Source organism: Campylobacter sp. CNRCH_2013_0855, from assembly GCF_025773025.1.
In the GTDB taxonomy this organism is placed as follows: Bacteria; Campylobacterota; Campylobacteria; order Campylobacterales; family Campylobacteraceae; genus Campylobacter_D; species Campylobacter_D jejuni_C.
Genome location: NZ_JAKMTE010000006.1, coordinates 38,443 through 55,195, shown reverse-complemented (window position 1 = coordinate 55,195; position 16,753 = coordinate 38,443). Strand labels below are relative to the sequence as shown.

Here is a 16,753-nt window from a genome sequence, read left to right as displayed (position 1 = left end):
TGCTAGTGAATGAGTAGTAATTTAAGTATATTTAAAGTTGGTGTTGGTCCTTCTTCTTCTCATACCTTAGGACCAATGTTAGCAGGGAATATGTTTTGTGAAAAAATTAAAGATAAAATCACACAAATTACAAAAATTCAAATCAAGCTTTATGGCTCTTTATCGCTTACTGGTAAAGGCCATTTAAGCGATAAGGCTATTATATGGGGCTTGAGTGGCTTAAGAGCAAAAGAACTCAATGCTGCTTTGCAAGATCGCGTTTTTAATAAAATTTTGCAAGATAAAATTTTGGTTTTAAATGCTCAAAAAGAATTAAGTTTTGATTATGATAAAGATTTGATTTTTGAAAAAGATTTTCTACCTTTGCATGAAAATGGGTTAAGAGTAAGCGCTTATGATGAAAACGGAGAAATCATTGCTGAAGAAATTTATTATTCAGTGGGCGGTGGTTTTGTTATGAGTGAAGCTGAGCTTCAAAAACACAAAGATGGAGCTTGTGAGCAAAAACATACTAAATTAGAACTTGATATTAACAACGCAAGCGATGCTTTAAGGATTTGCGAAGAAAAATCATGGGATCTAGCAAAACTTTCTTATGAATATGAGCTTCAATTTCATACAAAAGAAGAAATTAGAGCTTATTGTTTAGAAATTTGGGAAGTGATGCAAGAAGTTTATTATAATGGTATTCACCCAAGCTCAGATTTCCTTCCAGGAAATTTACACTTAAAACGCCGTGCTAAAGGACTAAATGAGCGTTTGGCTATGACAAGTGATCCTTTGGGGATTATTGATTTTATTTCTTTATATGCTATTGCTATTGCAGAAGAGAACGCAAGTGGAGCTAGAGTGGTAACTGCTCCAACTAATGGAGCATGTGCTGTTGTGCCTGCTGTAATGCTCTATCTTAAAAATCACACGGTTGGCTTTAACGATGAAAAAGCTATTAATTTTTTACTTACTGCTATGTTAATAGGCTCTTTTTATAAGAAAAATGCAAGCATAAGCGGTGCTGAAGCTGGCTGTCAAGCTGAAATTGGCAGTGCAAGTTCTATGGCAGCAGGAGCTATGGCTACTGTGATGGGTTTTGATGCAAAGATAGCTTGTAATGCTGCTGAAATTGCAATGGAGCATCATTTGGGGCTAACTTGTGATCCAGTAAGTGGTTTGGTGCAAATTCCTTGTATAGAAAGAAATGCTTTTGGAGCGATTAAAGCTATTTCAGCCGCTAGAATGGCAATGAGTAGAAAATCAACTCCAAAAGTAAGTCTTGATGAGGTTATAAAAACTATGTATGAAACCGGCAAGGATATGAACTCAAAATACAAAGAAACTTCTTTAGGTGGCTTAGCTACCAATCTTACAAGTGTATGCTAAAACCTTAAGTTTTAGAACTTAAGGTTTTTTCCTTAAAGCTTTTAAAAGCGCATAAATGCTAAATTTTTAAAAATTTTAAGGAAAATATAAATGATAGAAATTAAAAAACCAGCAGAAATAGAAAAACTACGCAAAGCAAATGAGCTTGTAGCTAGAACGCTTGATTATCTAGAGGGTATTATAGTTCCAGGTATGAGCTTAAAAGAAATTGATATTAAAGCAGAAGAATTTATACTTGATCATGGTGCAAAACCATCTTTTAAAGGTTTGTATGGTTTTCCAGGTAGTATTTGCATCTCGCTTAATCAAGCTTGCATTCATGGCGTAGGTGATGAGCGTATTTTAAAAGAAGGTGATATTTTAGGGCTTGATGTAGGTACTTGTATAGATGGATATTATGGAGACGCAGCAAGGACTATACCTATAGGTAAAATTTCAGCCACCGATGAAGCGTTAATTGCTTGTGCTAAAGATGCTTTGTATTATGCTATAGATATTATCAAAGAAGGTATGCGTTTTAAAGAGCTTTCATATGAGCTTGGCGAGTTTATCACTAAAAGAGGATTTGTGCCTTTGAAAGGTTATTGTGGTCATGGTATAGGTAAAAAACCTCACGGTGAGCCTGAAATTCCAAATTATTTAGAACCAGGTGCTAGTGCAAAAAGTGGCCCTAAAATAAAAAATGGCATGGTATTTTGCATAGAACCTATGGTATGCCAAAAAGATGGTACACCAATACATTTAAAAGGTAATTGGGAAGCAGGAAGTAAAGATGGTTTAAATGCGGCTCATTATGAGCATTGTGTTGCTATTATAAATGGTAAAGCAGATATTTTATCTAAGTAAGAAAGTTTAATCTTTCTTACTCGAATGTTTTTAATTTTTCTGAAAGTTTAGAAGCATTTTCTAAAACATCTTGTGAAATTTGTGTTAAATCAAGTGAGTAATTTTTAACACAATTTGCAAGTTCAGTTACTTTTTCTATATTTTGTTCTAGTTCATTCATTTTAGCTTTTGATTCATCACTTTTTTCTTCCATGATTTTAGTAGAATGAATACTTGTTTTTAATTTTTCTATAGACGTTCCAACCTCACCTTGTAAGATATTAGCTTTATTAGAAGTATCATTCATGGACTGATGAATCCCATCCATTAAGCTTTTATTGTCATTGATTTGTTGTACTATAGTTCTTACGGTTGTTTCTATGGCAACTAAAGATTTTGTAGTTTTATCAGCTAGGTTTCTAACTTCATCAGCAACCACAGCAAAGCCACGTCCATGCTCACCCGCACGTGCTGCTTCAATAGCTGCATTTAAAGCTAGTAAGTTGGTTTGATCTGCTATATCTTTTATAGTAGTGGTAACCTCTACTATACTGTCAGCACTTTGCACTAGCATATCCATAGCGCTTAAAACACTTTGTTCTTTTTCGCCACTTAATAATATAAGTTCTACTAATTCTTTAAGCGTTGTTTCAACTTCTCCCATCACTTCTTGCATGTCATACATATCTTTTATGGTATTTTTAGCTAGGTTTTGAGTTAAGTCTATATGGCTTTCTAAAACAGAACTTATTTCATGAACATTAGAAATTTGCTCATGCTGCAAAAGTGAGCTTTGCTGTAAAACTTCAGCATTTTGAGAAAGTTTTTGTGAGCTTTTATGGCTTGAATTTGCAGTCTGTATAGCTTCTAAAACTGAATTTTGTACTATTTGTATAAAAGAGTTTATATAACCAGCACTTGTAGCTAATTCACTTTTTTTATCAATGTCTAATCTTGCACTTAAATTTGCATGCTCACCAGCTAAGTTTGCACTTAGTTTTTCTAGCAAAGATATAGGTATAATTACTTTTTTTAATGTTAGTAATATAAAAAATACCAACACAGTTAAAATAAATAAGAAAATTCCTATAGCGGTGTAAAGATTATATTTATTATTAAGATTAATTTCTTGAGCAATTAAATTTTTATGAGCAATAATTTCTTTTTGTAGTTCTTGGTCAAGAAAACTTTGAGAATTATCTTTTAAAACTTTTATTTGATTTAGTATCATTTTACAATGTGTGCTAAAAAGCTCAAATAATTCTTGTGGCAATTGAGAATCTTTTGCATTCAAATTTGTGACAAGATTTTGTAGTCTATTTTGTGATAAAGGCTCTAATATATCCATAGTTCCTATAATACTTAATATATCTCCTGTGTAATCTATTTGTTTAGCTTCTTGAGTATTGAGTGCTATTTGACTTGTTTGCTTGATGATTTCTTGTTGAATTTCATAAAGGTATAGTTTTGAGTTTATAGCAATGGAATTAGCTGATTTGAAATGTTGCAATTGAGTGTTTTTTTTCTCAAAAATTGTTTGTATTTTTTTGATGTCTATTTTATTAGCTTTCAAAATTGCTAAAGTATTTTCAAAATCTTGCACTAAAGCAACGCTAGTATCATAGTTTTGCAAGTTGAGTTTATTTTTAAAAATCTCATCTATTTTGGTATCTAGAATTTCTAATTTTTGAAATGAACCCATGATGAGTGAATTTCTTTTTGTAGTATTGTAAGTATTAAAAATAAATAGTGTTAGAGTTAAAAGCAATACCAAAACCACTATTGATAATGCAATAAACTGTTTTAAAAAAGAAAAAGATTTTTTATTTGAGTGGGTCATGGTATTCTCCTGTTAAAGAATTTAAAAACGCAACTATATCATCAACCACATCTTGCTCTAAAAATTTACCAAGTTGATAATACGCCATAAATTGCACACAAGCATCAAGTGTTGGCATGGAGCCATCGTGAAAATAAGGAGCAGTTTTAGCTATATTTCTAAGGCTTGGGACTTTTACTACAAATTGATCATGAGGATCTTGAGTGATTTCGTAGCGCCCTTTCCAGTTTGTTCCATTATCATAAGGCACAAATACTCCCATTTTTTGATACATATTACCACCTACATTCTGTCCTTGATGGCAAGCTATACAACCATTTGATAAAAAGGCATTATAACCTCTTTTTGCTTGCTCACTTATAGCGTTTTTATCACCCTTTAAATAGCGATCAAAAGGTGAATTTGGAGTAAGTAAGGTTTTTTGAAATTCAGCTAAAGCATGTGTTATATTATCAAAGGTTATTTCTCCGTAAAGTCTTTTAAATTCTTTTTCATAAATTGGGTTAGCTTTTACTATTTGCACCACTTCATCTGCATCTTTTAAACCCATTTCTTTAGGATTTAGTAAAGGATGTTTAGCTTGATCTTGCAAATCTTTTGCATTGCCTCTCCAAAATTGCGCTAGATTAAAAACAGCATTGAAATTTGTAGGGGTATGGAATGGTTCATCTACTATACCATTAGTACCTGTTGAAAAAGTTTTATTATCTACTCCAAAATTCGCAATATCATGACAGCTATTGCAAGATACTTTTTTATCTTTTGATAAACTTGTATCCATATAAAGTTTTTTCCCTAAGATAGCTTTTTCTTTATCATAAGGTATGCTTTCTGGTATAGGTGTGATCATTTCAAGTGCTAAAAGCGGTAGTAAAGAAAATATTAAAATAATAAAAATTTTCATAATCATTTTCCTTTATTTTTATAAATTTTTAATTAATAATTTTTCTTAATTATAACATTAAAATCTTAATCTCTTATAAGTAAGCACAGTGGCTAGCAACGTTATTAGTGAAAGAAATAAAATATAAATAAAAATTCCATATATAAAAGGATTTTCAGGTTTTATAGCTAAAGAGTGTAATGCAAATACAAGTTGAGGTGTAAAGCCACCTGCTATGGCATAAGCTATATTATAAGAAAAAGAAATCCCGCTAAAACGAATACTTGGTTTAAAAATTTTACACATTAAAATAGGTGCTAAAGCATTAATACCACCAAAAAAACATGCTATAAAATAAAAATATATACTCAAATGTAAAATTTGTGCATAGAGAAAATAAAAATAAAAAAAGCAAGAAAGACTAAAACCTATTGTAAAAATCAAACTAGTGGTTAAAAAACCAAATTTATCTACCCAAATTCCAGCAAGCAAGGTTCCGCAAGATAAAATTACTATTGCAATCATTTGTATTAAAATAGCATCTGTTTTATCAAGAACTAAAACTTCAGGTATAAAATTTGGCATAAGCAAAATAAGTATGATTACACAAGCTGTAAGCATCCATGTTAAAAGCATAGAGGCGATGATATCTAAAAAAATATTTTTTTCTTTAAAAAATGTTTTTAAAGGAAATTTTTCTAAGCTATTTTCTTGGTACATTTTTTGAAAAACAGGTGTTTCTTCTAGAAATTTTCTTAGATATATTGAAATAATGCCAAAAATACCACCTATAGCAAATGGAATACGCCAAGCATAATCATAAATTGATTCTTGATCAAAACAATGGTTAATTACTAGCGCAACAAAACATCCTAAAAGGATACCAAAAGCCATGGAGGCATTAATAGCGCTAATATAAAAACTATCTTTACCATCAGGTGCGTGCTCTTTCACAAATACCCAAGCACCAGGCAATTCCCCTCCTATAGCTATACCTTGAGCTATTCTAACAAGTAGTAAAAAAATAGGGGCCAAATAACCTATGTTTTCAAAAGTAGGTATAAAAGCTAAAGAAAAAGTTGGAAGCACCATGAGCAATATACTTAGCATAAACATTTTCTTACGACCAAATTTATCGCCAAAATGAGCCATAACTATACCACCAAGTGGTCTAGCTAAATATCCTGCTGCAAAAGCTCCATAAGTATTTAAAAGTTTCCAAAAATCACTCATATCACTTGGAAAAAAATTTCTTGAAATATAATTAGCAAAAAAGACAAAAATCACAAAGTCATAAAATTCTAAAGCTCCACCTAAAGAAGATAAGGAAAGAGTTTTATAATCACTTCTTTTTAAACTTTTTGGCATTTAAATACTTTCTTTTTTTGTAGTAATTTTATAATTATAGTAAAAAAATATCATAGTTTGTCAAAAAATATTAAAAATTTAAAAAGAAAAATTGTGTTAAAATAATAGTTTTGTATTTTAATAGAAAGGAGAATGCATTGGCAAAAGATGATATTATCGAAATTGATGGTAATGTAATTGAAGCTTTACCTAATGCAACTTTTAAAGTTGAATTAGATAATAAACATGTGATACTTTGTCATATTGCAGGTAAGATGCGTATGCATTATATTAGGATTATGCCTGGCGATAGAGTTAAAGTAGAGCTAACGCCTTATAGTCTAGATAAGGGTCGTATTACATTTAGATACAAATAAGTCTAAGTTGTTTAAAAGCAAAAGTAAAGTATAATTAGCACTTTTGCAGAAATTGCAATAAAACTGTATGAAGAAGTATTTTCAAAATCACCACTTATTTTGAAAATAGTTGGTTGCTCTAAAAACCTGGTGCAGTTGTAAAAAAGTGGAATTTACAATAACAGGAGTAAAGCATGAAAGTTAGACCATCTGTTAAAAAGATGTGTGACAAATGCAAAGTAGTTCGTCGTAAAGGCGTAGTTCGCATTATTTGCGAAAATCCAAAACACAAACAAAGACAAGGATAATTTATGGCTCGTATTGCAGGTGTGGATTTACCAAAGAAAAAAAGAATTGAATATGGCTTGACTTATATTTATGGTATAGGTTTACATACTTCAAGAAAAATCTTAGATAAAACAGGAATTTCTTATGATAAAAGAGTTCATGAGCTAAGTGAAGATGAAGCAGCAGCTATCCGTAAAGAAATTCAAGAAAATTATATGGTTGAGGGTGATCTTAGAAAACAAGTTGCTATGGATATCAAAGCATTGATGGATCTAGGAAGCTTTAGAGGCTTAAGACATAGAAAAGGCTTACCGGTTCGTGGTCAAAAAACAAAAACAAATGCCAGAACTAGAAAAGGTAAGAGAAAAACCGTTGGTGCAAAATCATAAGGATAGAAAATGGCAAAAAGAAAAGTAGTTAAGAAAAAAGTAGTTAAAAAAAATATAGCTAAAGGTATAGTTTATATCAGTGCAACATTTAATAATACTATGGTTACTGTAACTGATGAAATGGGAAATGCTATTGCTTGGAGTAGTGCAGGTGGTTTAGGATTTAAAGGTTCTAAAAAATCAACTCCTTATGCAGCACAACAAGCAGTAGAGGATGCTTTAAATAAAGCAAAAGAACATGGTATTAAAGAAGTAGGTATTAAAGTACAAGGACCAGGAAGTGGTCGTGAGACAGCGGTTAAGAGTGTAGGTGCTATGGAAGGTATTAAAGTAACTTTCTTAAAAGATATTACCCCATTAGCTCATAATGGTTGTAGACCACCAAAACGTCGTCGTGTCTAAGAATAAGATATAAGATTTAGGAGAATTATAATGGCAAGATATAGAGGACCAGTAGAGAAATTAGAAAGACGACTTGGCGTAAGCTTGGCAATGAAAGGCGAAAGAAGATTAGCAGGTAAAAGTGCTTTAGATAAACGCCCTTACGCACCAGGTCAGCATGGACAAAGAAAAGCTAAAATTAGCGAATACGGACTTCAATTAAGAGAAAAGCAAAAAGCTAAATTTATGTACGGGGTTAGCGAAAAACAATTTAGAAGATTATTTAGTGAAGCTGCTAGAAAAGATGGCAACACCGGTGCACTTTTAATTCAGCTTTTAGAACAAAGACTAGATAATGTTGTTTATAGAATGGGTTTTGCTACAACACGTCGTTTTGCTAGACAACTTGTAACTCATGGACATATTTTAGTAAATGGTAAAAGAGTGGATATTCCTAGTTATAGAGTAGAAGCAGGTCAAAAAATTGAAGTGATTGAAAAAAGCAAAAACAATCCTCAAATTTCAAGAGCGATCGAGCTTACTGCTCAAACTGGTATAGTTGCTTGGGTTGATGTAGAAAAAGATAAAAGATTTGGAATTTTTACAAGAAAACCTGAAAGAGAAGAAGTTATCATTCCAGTTGAGGAAAGATATATTGTTGAGTTGTACTCTAAATAATAAAGGTTTTTGATATGAGACATATTACAACTTCTGCTTATACACCAACAGAGTTTAGTATTGAAAATATCAGTGATACAGTAGCAAAAGTAAGTGCATGGCCTTTTGAAATCGGCTATGCTATTACTTTGGCGCATCCTTTGCGTCGTTTGCTTTATTCAAGCACAGTAGGTTTTGCTCCAACAGGAGTTAAAATCAAAGGCGTAGCACATGAATTTGATAGTATGCGTGGTATGCTTGAAGATGTAGCATTGTTTATTATCAATCTAAAAAAATTAAGATTTAAACTAAAAACAGATTCTGAAAAAGAAATCGTAACTTTTAGTTTTAAAGGACCAAAAGAAATTTGCGGAAAAGACTTAGACAATGAAGTTGTTGAAGTTGTGAATGCAGATAGCTATCTTGCAACGATTAATGAAGATGCAGATTTAGAATTTACTTTAATTATTGAAAAAGGTATAGGTTATGTGCCTTCTGAAGAAATTCAAAATTTCTTAGATCCTGAATTTATAGCACTTGATGCATTCTTTACTCCGGTAAAACATGCGGTTTATGATATAGAAAAAGTGCTTTTTGAAGATAATCCAGATTATGAAAAAGTTGTTTTTACAATCACAACCGATGGTCAAATTTCACCAAGTGATGCTTTTAAAAATGCTTTAGAAGCAATGTATAAACAATTATCAGTGTTTGATAAAATCACTAATGCACAAAGCGTTGTAAGAAGTCAAACACCAAATAATGAAGTAGAACATGTAAAATTACTTCAAAATATAACTGAGTTAAATTTAAGCGCAAGAAGTTTTAACTGCTTAGAAAAAGCAAATGTAGTTTATATCGGTGAGCTTGCTTTAATGAGTGTTAGCGAACTTGCAGATTTAAAAAATCTTGGTAAAAAATCTTTAGATGAGATTAAAAGTGTAATGGAATCTATAGGTTTCCCTATAGGAAATTCAAAACTCAGTGATAGTGCAAAAGAAACGCTAAAGAAAAAAATTACAGAATTAAAAGCACAAAATGAAGGATAATCAATGAGACATAGACATGGATATAGAAAGTTAGGTCGCACTTCTACTCATCGTGCAGCCTTATTAAAAAACCTTACTATTGCTATTATTAAAGCAGGTAAGATAGAAACAACATTACCTAAAGCAAAAGAATTAAGAGGTTATGTTGAAAGATTGATCACTCGTGCAAGAAAAGGTGATTTCAATGCTCACAGAGCAGTTTTTGCTAGCTTACAAGATAAAGAAGCTACAAATAAACTTGTAACGGAAATCGCACCTAAATTTGCAGATAGAAACGGTGGTTATACAAGAATTATTAAAACAAGAATTCGCCGTGGTGATGCTGCAGAAATGGCTTTCATCGAATTCGTAGCTTAATTTTTAGCCTTTTTAAAGGCTAAAAACTTCTTATTTTTATTTATTTACTTACTATTTTTTGTATTTTTATCCATTTTTTGCTACTATTAATCTTTTAACTACAAAAAAGGAAAAAAATGCAAGAAAATTCAAGATTACGCATAGCTATACAAAAATCAGGTCGTTTAAGCAAAGATTCTATTGCCTTGCTTGAGTCTATAGGTGTAAAACTTCGCATACACGATCAAAGTTTAATTGCTTTTTCTACAAATTTACCTATTGATCTACTTAGAGTAAGAGATGATGATATACCAGGATTAATTTTTGATGGAGTAGTGGATCTTGGCATAGTTGGGGAAAATGTTTTAGAAGAAAATGAGTTAGAAAGAAAATCAAAAAACGAAAATGCAGATTTTATCATGCTTAAAAAGCTTGATTTTGGTGGATGTCGTTTGTCTTTAGCATTGCCAGAAACTAGCGAGTATAAAGGTATAGAAAGTTTTAAAAATTTACGTATAGCAACTTCTTATCCACAGCTTTTAAAGCGTTTTATGGAAGAAAATAATATTCCTTATAAAACTTGTATGTTAACAGGCTCAGTTGAAGTAGCACCAAGCGCAAATTTAGCCGATGGAATTTGTGATTTGGTTTCAAGTGGAGCTACTTTAAAAGCAAATGGACTTAAAGAAGTTATGGTAATTTATAAGTCAAAAGCTTGTATTATCCAAAGAAAAGAAAGTTTAGCTTCACACAAACAAGAATTAATCGATAAATTACTCATTAGAATTCATGGAGTTATGCAAGCAAGAGAGTCAAAATACATCATGTTGCATGCTCCTATTGAAAAGCTAGAAAAAATTACAGCTTTATTACCAGGTGTTGAAAAACCTACGATTTTACCTTTAGAAAATGATAAAGCTAGAGTGGCACTACATATGGTAAGTCAAGAAAATTTATTTTGGGAAACTATGGAAGCTTTAAAAAAAGAAGGTGCAAGCGCGATTTTAGTTTTACCTATTGAAAAAATGCTCTCTTAAAGGATAAACATGCAAATACTGGATTTTGAAAAATTAAACCAAAGCGAACAAGAATTAGCACTCAAGCGTCCTGCTATAAGCGCTAATGCACAGGTTAAAACCATAGTAGAGCAAATCATTGAAGATGTCAAAGTAAATGGTGATGAAGCTTTAAAGCAAATGGCTGTAAAATTTGATAAAGTAGAGTTAAATTCTATAAAACTAAGCGATGAAGAGCTTAGCGGTTTAGCAGAGCAAATTGATGATGAGTTAAAACAAGCTATTAAAATAGCTTATGAAAATATCTATAAATTCCACAAAGCTCAAGAAAGTCAAACCATAGAGGTTCAAACCTTTGAAGGGGTAACTTGCAAAGTGCTAACAAGAGCCATTGAAAAAGTAGGGCTTTATATACCAGGAGGCTTAGCACCACTTTTTTCAACCGCACTTATGCTAGCTATCCCTGCTAAAATTGCAAAATGTAAATTCATAGCCTTAGCTTCCCCAGCGCCACTGCACCCTGCTATTGCTTTTGTAGCAAAGCTTTGCAAAGTTGATGCAGTGCATCAAATAGGTGGAGCAGGAGCCATAGCAGCGCTTGCTTATGGAACGCAAAGTGTGCAAAAAGTAGATAAAATTTTTGGTCCAGGAAATGCCTTTGTAACTGAAGCCAAAAAGCAAGTTAATAATCATGGAGTAGCTATTGATATGCAAGCAGGCCCTTCTGAAGTGCTAGTTTTAGCAGATGAGTTTGCTAATGCTAAATTTATAGCTTCAGATTTACTCTCGCAAGCTGAGCATGGAGCAGATTCTCAAGCGATTTTAGTTTGTACAAGTGAAAAATTAGCCAAAGATGTAGATAATGAAGTTGCTTTACAGCTTGAAAAACTCTCGCGTAAAGAAATTGCTTCAAAATCTTTAGCACACTCTAAAATCATTCTTGCAAAAGATATAAAACATGCCATAAGTATTTCAAATGACTATGCACCCGAGCATTTGATCATTCATACACAAAATCCATCTAGCTTACTTGATGATATTATGCATGCAGGTTCGGTATTTTTAGGTGAGTATTCTCCAGAATCCATGGGAGATTATGCAAGTGGGACAAATCATGTATTGCCAACTTATGGTTTTACTAAGTCTTATTCTTCATTAGGGCTTGCTGATTTTATGAAAAGAATGACCGTGCAAGAACTTAGTAAAGAAGGCTTTAAAAAACTTGGGCCTGTGGTGGAAGTTTTAGCAGCAGCTGAAGGGCTTGATGGGCATAAAAACGCCGTGAGTTTAAGATTAGAAAGTCTAAAATGAGTGCAAAAATTTTATTTATCGATAGAGATGGCACGCTCATTGATGAGCCAAAAGATGATTTTCAAATCGATTCTTTAGAAAAGCTTGAGTTTGAAAAAGGTGCCATTAATGCACTTTTAAAGTTAAAAAATTTTGGTTTTAAATTTGTTATGGTGAGTAATCAAGACGGCCTAGGCACAAATTCTTTTCCTAAGGAAAATTTTGACAAGGCTCATGAAAAAATGCTAAGTGTTTTTCAAAGTTGTGGTATAGAATTTGAAGATATCTTTATATGCCCGCATTTTGAGCATGAAAATTGCGCCTGCAGGAAGCCAAAAACTGCCATGCTTGAAAACTATATCAAAAATAAACTTTATGATAAAAACAAAAGTTTTGTCATAGGCGATAGAGACAGCGATATGCTTTTAGCGCAAAATCTTGAAATTCAAGGTTTAAAATATGACAAAAACGATTTTAACTGGGAGCAAATCGCTGATTTTATCTTGCAAAATTACCGCAGTGCTTGTATAGAGCGTAATACCAAAGAAACCCAAATTCAAGTTAAAATAGCTTTTAATGAAAAAGCAAAAGCTGATATCAAAACAAATATCGCATTTTTTGATCATATGTTAGAGCAAATTGCTACGCATGCGAATATATCTTTAGAGATAAAATGCAAAGGGGATTTAGAAGTTGATGAACACCATAGCGTAGAAGATGTCGCACTTGCTTTGGGCGAGGCTATCAAAAGCGCACTTGATCAAAAAATAGGCATTGCAAGATATGGCTTTGTTTTACCTATGGATGAGTGCTTGGCAAGTTGTGCGATTGACTTTTGCAATAGACCGCATTTAGTTTATAAGGCTAAATTTAAAAAAGAAAAACTTGGAGAATTAAGCACAGAAATGATAGAGCATTTTTTCTACTCACTAAGCTATGCTATGGGTGCGAGTTTGCATTTAAAAGTTAAAGGCAAAAACGATCATCACAAAGCCGAAGGACTTTTTAAAGCTTTTGCAAGAGCTTTAAAAATGGCTATAAAAATAGAAAATGAAAACCTAGCAAGCTCAAAAGGAGTGATATGAAAAATTTTTTTATAATGCAAGTGTTTGTGAAATATGATCGCTTATTATGTTATATGAGACTCAACAATGAAACAAAAAGATAATGTTATAGAAGCTTTTAAAAATAATAATAACTTTGCAACTTTAAGTCAGCTTTATATGCTGACAGATGTTAGTAAATGGGAAACAAAAACACCTTTTGCAAGCATTAGAAGAATATTACAAACAAATAAAGAATTTTATAAAATCACAGCAGGACTTTGGGGTTTAACAGAGAAAAAGCATGAGATTGAAAAAAAATTAAATTTGATAAATAACGAATGTCAGTTTAGTCATTCTTATTATCAAGGACTTATTGTCTCAATTGGAAATTTAAGAGGCTTTCAAACTTTTGTTCCTAGTCAAGATAAGAATAAATATTTTATGGATACTAGGTTAGGCGACTTGGCTACTTTAGATTTTCTTTATAGTTTTACATATGATGAATTGACACAAAAAGCTAAATTTAGCGATTGTATTTGGTTTAATGAACGAAAAATGCCTCATGCTTTTTATGAGGTAGAGCATTCTACTAATATAAAAAATTCTATTAACCGTTTTTATGAGCTTCAAGATTTTAGAGCAAAATTTTTTATTGTTGCGCATAAAAATAGATATAGAGAATTTCAAAATATAATTTCAAATTCTATTTATGAAAAAATAAAAGATATTGTATATTTTGCAGATTATGAGAGTATTGCTAAGCAATATGAGAAAGAGAGTGTAAAATATGAAATGGGAATTTAATTTTTCAAGAAAGTGTTTATCATGAAACTAGCTATTATAGATACAGGTTGTGCGAATTTAGCTTCTCTTGCTTTTGCACTCGAGCGTTTAGGGCAAAAAGGTATTATCACACATGATTTAAAAGAACTCTCACAAGCAGATAAGCTTTTACTTCCTGGAGTTGGCACAGCAGCTAAAGCAATGGCTAATTTACAAGCACTTAATTTAGAAAATTTTATCCAAACTACCACAAAACCACTTTTAGGTATTTGTCTTGGTATGCAAATTTTGGGTAAATTTTCAGAAGAATTACACCAAAAAACACTTGGTATTATGCCTTTTGAGACACAAAAATTCCAAGAAAAAGCAAATTTTACTTTCCCACATATGGGGTGGAATCAAGTCTTTAGCTCTCATGAGCTTTTTAAAGGCTTAGATGGGGCTTATTTTTATTTTGTGCATAGTTATTGTGTGAGTTTAAATGAATACACCATTGCAGAGTGTGAGTATTCTACTAAATTTAGTGCAAGTTTAAACAAAGACAATTTTTATGGCGTGCAGTTTCACCCTGAAAGAAGTGGTGAAGCGGGTGAAGTATTATTAAAAAATTTCATAAATATGTAGGTAAAAATGCAAACTCAAATCATTCCGGCATTAGACTTAATAGATGGCAAAGTAGTAAGGCTTTATAAAGGAGATTATACTAAAAAGCAAGAATACAGCTTTGATCCTTTAGTTAAATTTCAAGAGTATGAGGCTCAAGGCATTGCTTGGCTTCATTTGGTGGATTTAAGTGGTGCAAAAGATCCTAGTAAAAGACAACTAAAACTCATAGAAAACCTAGCTTCAAAAATTAGAGTAAATCTTCAAGTAGGTGGAGGAATTCGCACTAAAGGTGAGGTTAAAGCTTTGTTTGATAGCGGTGTTAAACGCGTAGTTATAGGCTCTTTAGCGGTTAAAAACAAAGCCTTTACACAAGAGCTTTTAAATGAATTTGGCGTAGAAAATATAGTCTTAGCACTTGATAGTATTTGTATTAAAGATGAGTTTTTTGTGGCTGTTGATGCATGGAGTAAAACAAGCGATGAAAAATTATTTGAGCTTTTAAATTTTTATAAAGATGTAAAACATATCTTATGCACAGATATTTCTAAAGATGGCACGATGAGTGGAGCAAATATCACTTTATATAAAGCTTTATATGAGAAATTCCCACATTTACAAACCCAAGCAAGTGGAGGCGTGGCGAGCTTAGAAGATTTTAAAAAGTTAAATGGCATAGTAAGTGGTATCATCGTAGGTAAAGCCTTGCTTGATAAAGAATTTAGCATAAAGGAGGCTCAAGAATGCTTGCAAAACGCATAATCGCATGTTTAGATGTAAAAGATGGTAGAGTAGTTAAAGGGGTGCAGTTTAAAAACCATGAAGATATGGGCGATATCATCGAGCTTGCTAAATTTTACTCACAAAATGGCATTGATGAGCTTGTATTTTATGATATAACCGCTTCAGTTAAAAATGAGCGCATTGATAGAACTTGGGTAAGCAAAGTAGCACAAAATATCTCTATACCATTTTGTGTTGCAGGAGGCATAAAAAGCGAAGATGATGCAAAAGAGCTTTTAGCAAATGGTGCTGATAAAATTTCTATTAATTCCCCTGCTTTAAATGATCCTGATTTGATCTCACGCCTTGCAAAAAACTTTGGAGTACAATGTGTAGTCGTAGGCATAGATACTTTTAAAGATGAAAACAATGAGCTTTTAGTCTATAAATACACCGGAGATGAGAGCAAATCTCATCATAGTGGTAAAAAAACACTAGAATGGGTAAAGCAAGTATGCGAGTTAGGAGCGGGTGAAATCGTGCTAAATATGATGAATCAAGATGGCATGAGAAAGGGTTATGATCTTGATCAACTTGCTAAAGTTAGACAAATTTGTCCTGTGCCTTTAGTAGCAAGCGGTGGCGCAGGAGCTAAAGAGCATTTTTTAGACGCTTTTAAATTTGGTGTTGATGGAGCTTTGGCAGCTTCTGTGTTTCATAAAAAACTTATAGATATTAAAGAATTAAAACTATTTTTAAAAGATCAAGGCATACAAATTCGTATTTAAAAGGAAAAGCTATGAAGATAAATGAAGAAGAATTTATAAAAAGCATTAACTGGCAAAAGGTTAATAACCTTGTTCCTGTGATCATACAAGATTATCATTCTTGTGAAGTTTTAATGCAAGGTTTTATGAATGAAGAGGCATTAAGAGAGAGTTTTAAGCACCAAAAGGTTGTATTTTACTCACGCACTAAAGAGCGTTTGTGGATGAAAGGTGAGCAAAGTGGGAATTTTTTACATATCATAGATATGGGACTTGATTGTGATAGAGATTGTATTTTGATTTTAGTTAAACCTAGCGGCGCTACTTGTCACACGGGTGATACTTCTTGTTTTGAAACACTTTCTAAAAAGGCTGATTTTGTGTTTTTATCGCGTCTTGAAAGACTTATTAATTCACGTAAAAACACTTGCGCAAGTTCTTCTTACACGGCTGAACTTTTTTCAAAAGGTACTAAACGCATAGCGCAAAAAGTAGGCGAAGAAGGCGTTGAAACCGCTTTGGCTGCTACTATTAAAGACAAAGATGAGCTTATAAATGAAGCTGCTGATTTACTTTATCATTTAGAAGTGTTATTAGCTGATGCGGATTTGAGTTTAAATGATGTGATTGCTAAATTAAAAGAAAGAAATAAAAGTTAAGCGTGATTTCTCACGCTTAATTAAGCAATATTTTTGAAAAGATTCACTAACTATATCGAGTAATTTTTAAAAAACTTTACACATTAAAACCTAATTTTTGATTTATTTTCTACTTTTTAATTTCATTTTACTTGTATT

General features: G+C 32.1%; 20 protein-coding genes and 1 pseudogene. 17 read left to right on the top strand and 4 right to left on the bottom strand.

The annotated features are described in order from the left end of the window. Window positions 1-9 precede the first annotated feature (9 nt). Together L8X40_RS04580 and map are read left to right on the top strand one after the other, a co-directional pair. Window positions 10-1,377 carry an L-serine ammonia-lyase gene (locus tag L8X40_RS04580; RefSeq protein ID WP_087700806.1) on the top strand — a complete coding sequence of 456 codons (1,368 nt, stop codon included), beginning with the start codon at window positions 10-12 and terminating at the stop codon, window positions 1,375-1,377. Between the two features lie 90 nt (window positions 1,378-1,467). Next, window positions 1,468-2,223 (top strand): type I methionyl aminopeptidase, encoded by a 756-nt coding sequence (gene map / locus L8X40_RS04575; RefSeq protein WP_214100129.1) that lies wholly within the window; start codon window positions 1,468-1,470, stop codon window positions 2,221-2,223. 16 nt (window positions 2,224-2,239) lie between these two features. Here the strand turns inward: map and L8X40_RS08590 are convergent, their stop codons facing one another. The 4 genes and pseudogenes from L8X40_RS08590 to L8X40_RS04560 form a co-directional block, all read right to left on the bottom strand. Further along, on the bottom strand, window positions 2,240-2,866 hold the full coding sequence (locus L8X40_RS08590) for a methyl-accepting chemotaxis protein (protein ID WP_373416655.1): 627 nt from the start codon (window positions 2,864-2,866) through the stop codon (window positions 2,240-2,242). A gap of 498 nt (window positions 2,867-3,364) precedes the next feature. Beyond that, window positions 3,365-4,042: pseudogene (locus tag L8X40_RS08585) on the bottom strand (DAHL domain-containing protein); the annotation flags it as partial. Further along, a complete protein-coding gene (locus L8X40_RS04565) occupies window positions 4,026-4,949 on the bottom strand; it encodes a cytochrome-c peroxidase (protein WP_315967634.1) in 924 nt (307 codons plus the stop codon). The pseudogene L8X40_RS08585 and the gene L8X40_RS04565, both read right to left, overlap by 17 nt. A 54-nt stretch (window positions 4,950-5,003) precedes the next feature. Further along, window positions 5,004-6,293 (bottom strand): MFS transporter, encoded by a 1,290-nt coding sequence (locus tag L8X40_RS04560; protein WP_263667431.1) that lies wholly within the window; start codon window positions 6,291-6,293, stop codon window positions 5,004-5,006. Between the two features lie 137 nt (window positions 6,294-6,430). On the opposite strand from L8X40_RS04560, the gene infA reads away from it, so the two are divergent. The 15 genes from infA (at window position 6,431) to hisIE (ending at window position 16,615) form a co-directional block, all read left to right on the top strand. Further along, a complete protein-coding gene (infA, locus tag L8X40_RS04555; RefSeq protein ID WP_012660842.1) occupies window positions 6,431-6,649 on the top strand; it encodes a translation initiation factor IF-1 in 219 nt (72 codons plus the stop codon). 173 nt (window positions 6,650-6,822) lie between these two features. Then, complete coding sequence (rpmJ, locus tag L8X40_RS04550; RefSeq protein ID WP_002781429.1) at window positions 6,823-6,936, top strand: 50S ribosomal protein L36; 114 nt, start codon at window positions 6,823-6,825, stop codon at window positions 6,934-6,936. Window positions 6,937-6,939: 3 nt separating this feature from the next. After that, the gene (gene rpsM, locus L8X40_RS04545) at window positions 6,940-7,305 is read left to right on the top strand and encodes a 30S ribosomal protein S13 (protein ID WP_012660843.1); all 366 of its coding nucleotides are present in this window, start codon (window positions 6,940-6,942) and stop codon (window positions 7,303-7,305) included. Between the two features lie 9 nt (window positions 7,306-7,314). Beyond that, on the top strand, window positions 7,315-7,707 hold the full coding sequence (rpsK, locus tag L8X40_RS04540; protein WP_012660844.1) for a 30S ribosomal protein S11: 393 nt from the start codon (window positions 7,315-7,317) through the stop codon (window positions 7,705-7,707). A gap of 30 nt (window positions 7,708-7,737) precedes the next feature. After that, window positions 7,738-8,364: a 30S ribosomal protein S4 gene (gene rpsD, locus L8X40_RS04535; RefSeq protein WP_039617184.1), complete on the top strand. Its 627-nt coding sequence runs from the start codon at window positions 7,738-7,740 to the stop codon at window positions 8,362-8,364. Between the two features lie 14 nt (window positions 8,365-8,378). Beyond that, window positions 8,379-9,392 (top strand): DNA-directed RNA polymerase subunit alpha, encoded by a 1,014-nt coding sequence (locus tag L8X40_RS04530; RefSeq protein WP_039627711.1) that lies wholly within the window; start codon window positions 8,379-8,381, stop codon window positions 9,390-9,392. A gap of 3 nt (window positions 9,393-9,395) precedes the next feature. After that, window positions 9,396-9,749 (top strand): 50S ribosomal protein L17, encoded by a 354-nt coding sequence (rplQ, locus tag L8X40_RS04525; protein ID WP_012660847.1) that lies wholly within the window; start codon window positions 9,396-9,398, stop codon window positions 9,747-9,749. A gap of 116 nt (window positions 9,750-9,865) precedes the next feature. Further along, entirely contained in the window at window positions 9,866-10,765 is a 900-nt protein-coding gene (gene hisG / locus L8X40_RS04520) for an ATP phosphoribosyltransferase (RefSeq protein ID WP_214100125.1), read from the top strand. A 9-nt stretch (window positions 10,766-10,774) separates the two neighbouring features. Continuing rightward, window positions 10,775-12,055 (top strand): histidinol dehydrogenase, encoded by a 1,281-nt coding sequence (gene hisD, locus L8X40_RS04515; RefSeq protein ID WP_263667430.1) that lies wholly within the window; start codon window positions 10,775-10,777, stop codon window positions 12,053-12,055. Next, window positions 12,052-13,119, top strand: coding sequence for a bifunctional histidinol-phosphatase/imidazoleglycerol-phosphate dehydratase HisB (gene hisB / locus L8X40_RS04510; RefSeq protein ID WP_214099312.1), 1,068 nt, complete (start codon window positions 12,052-12,054; stop codon window positions 13,117-13,119). The genes hisD and hisB overlap by 4 nt, the downstream gene beginning before the upstream one ends. Window positions 13,120-13,185: 66 nt before the next feature. Further along, entirely contained in the window at window positions 13,186-13,884 is a 699-nt protein-coding gene (locus L8X40_RS04505; RefSeq protein ID WP_263667429.1) for a hypothetical protein, read from the top strand. Window positions 13,885-13,905: 21 nt separating this feature from the next. Further along, entirely contained in the window at window positions 13,906-14,487 is a 582-nt protein-coding gene (hisH, locus tag L8X40_RS04500; protein ID WP_263667428.1) for an imidazole glycerol phosphate synthase subunit HisH, read from the top strand. A 6-nt stretch (window positions 14,488-14,493) separates the two neighbouring features. Beyond that, window positions 14,494-15,228 carry a 1-(5-phosphoribosyl)-5-[(5-phosphoribosylamino)methylideneamino] imidazole-4-carboxamide isomerase gene (locus L8X40_RS04495; protein ID WP_263667427.1) on the top strand — a complete coding sequence of 245 codons (735 nt, stop codon included), beginning with the start codon at window positions 14,494-14,496 and terminating at the stop codon, window positions 15,226-15,228. Beyond that, window positions 15,210-15,977, top strand: coding sequence for an imidazole glycerol phosphate synthase subunit HisF (hisF, locus tag L8X40_RS04490; protein WP_263667426.1), 768 nt, complete (start codon window positions 15,210-15,212; stop codon window positions 15,975-15,977). Before L8X40_RS04495 ends, hisF begins: the two co-directional genes overlap by 19 nt. Before the next feature lie 11 nt (window positions 15,978-15,988). Further along, complete coding sequence (hisIE, locus tag L8X40_RS04485) at window positions 15,989-16,615, top strand: bifunctional phosphoribosyl-AMP cyclohydrolase/phosphoribosyl-ATP diphosphatase HisIE (protein WP_087700818.1); 627 nt, start codon at window positions 15,989-15,991, stop codon at window positions 16,613-16,615. Window positions 16,616-16,753: the final 138 nt, after the last annotated feature.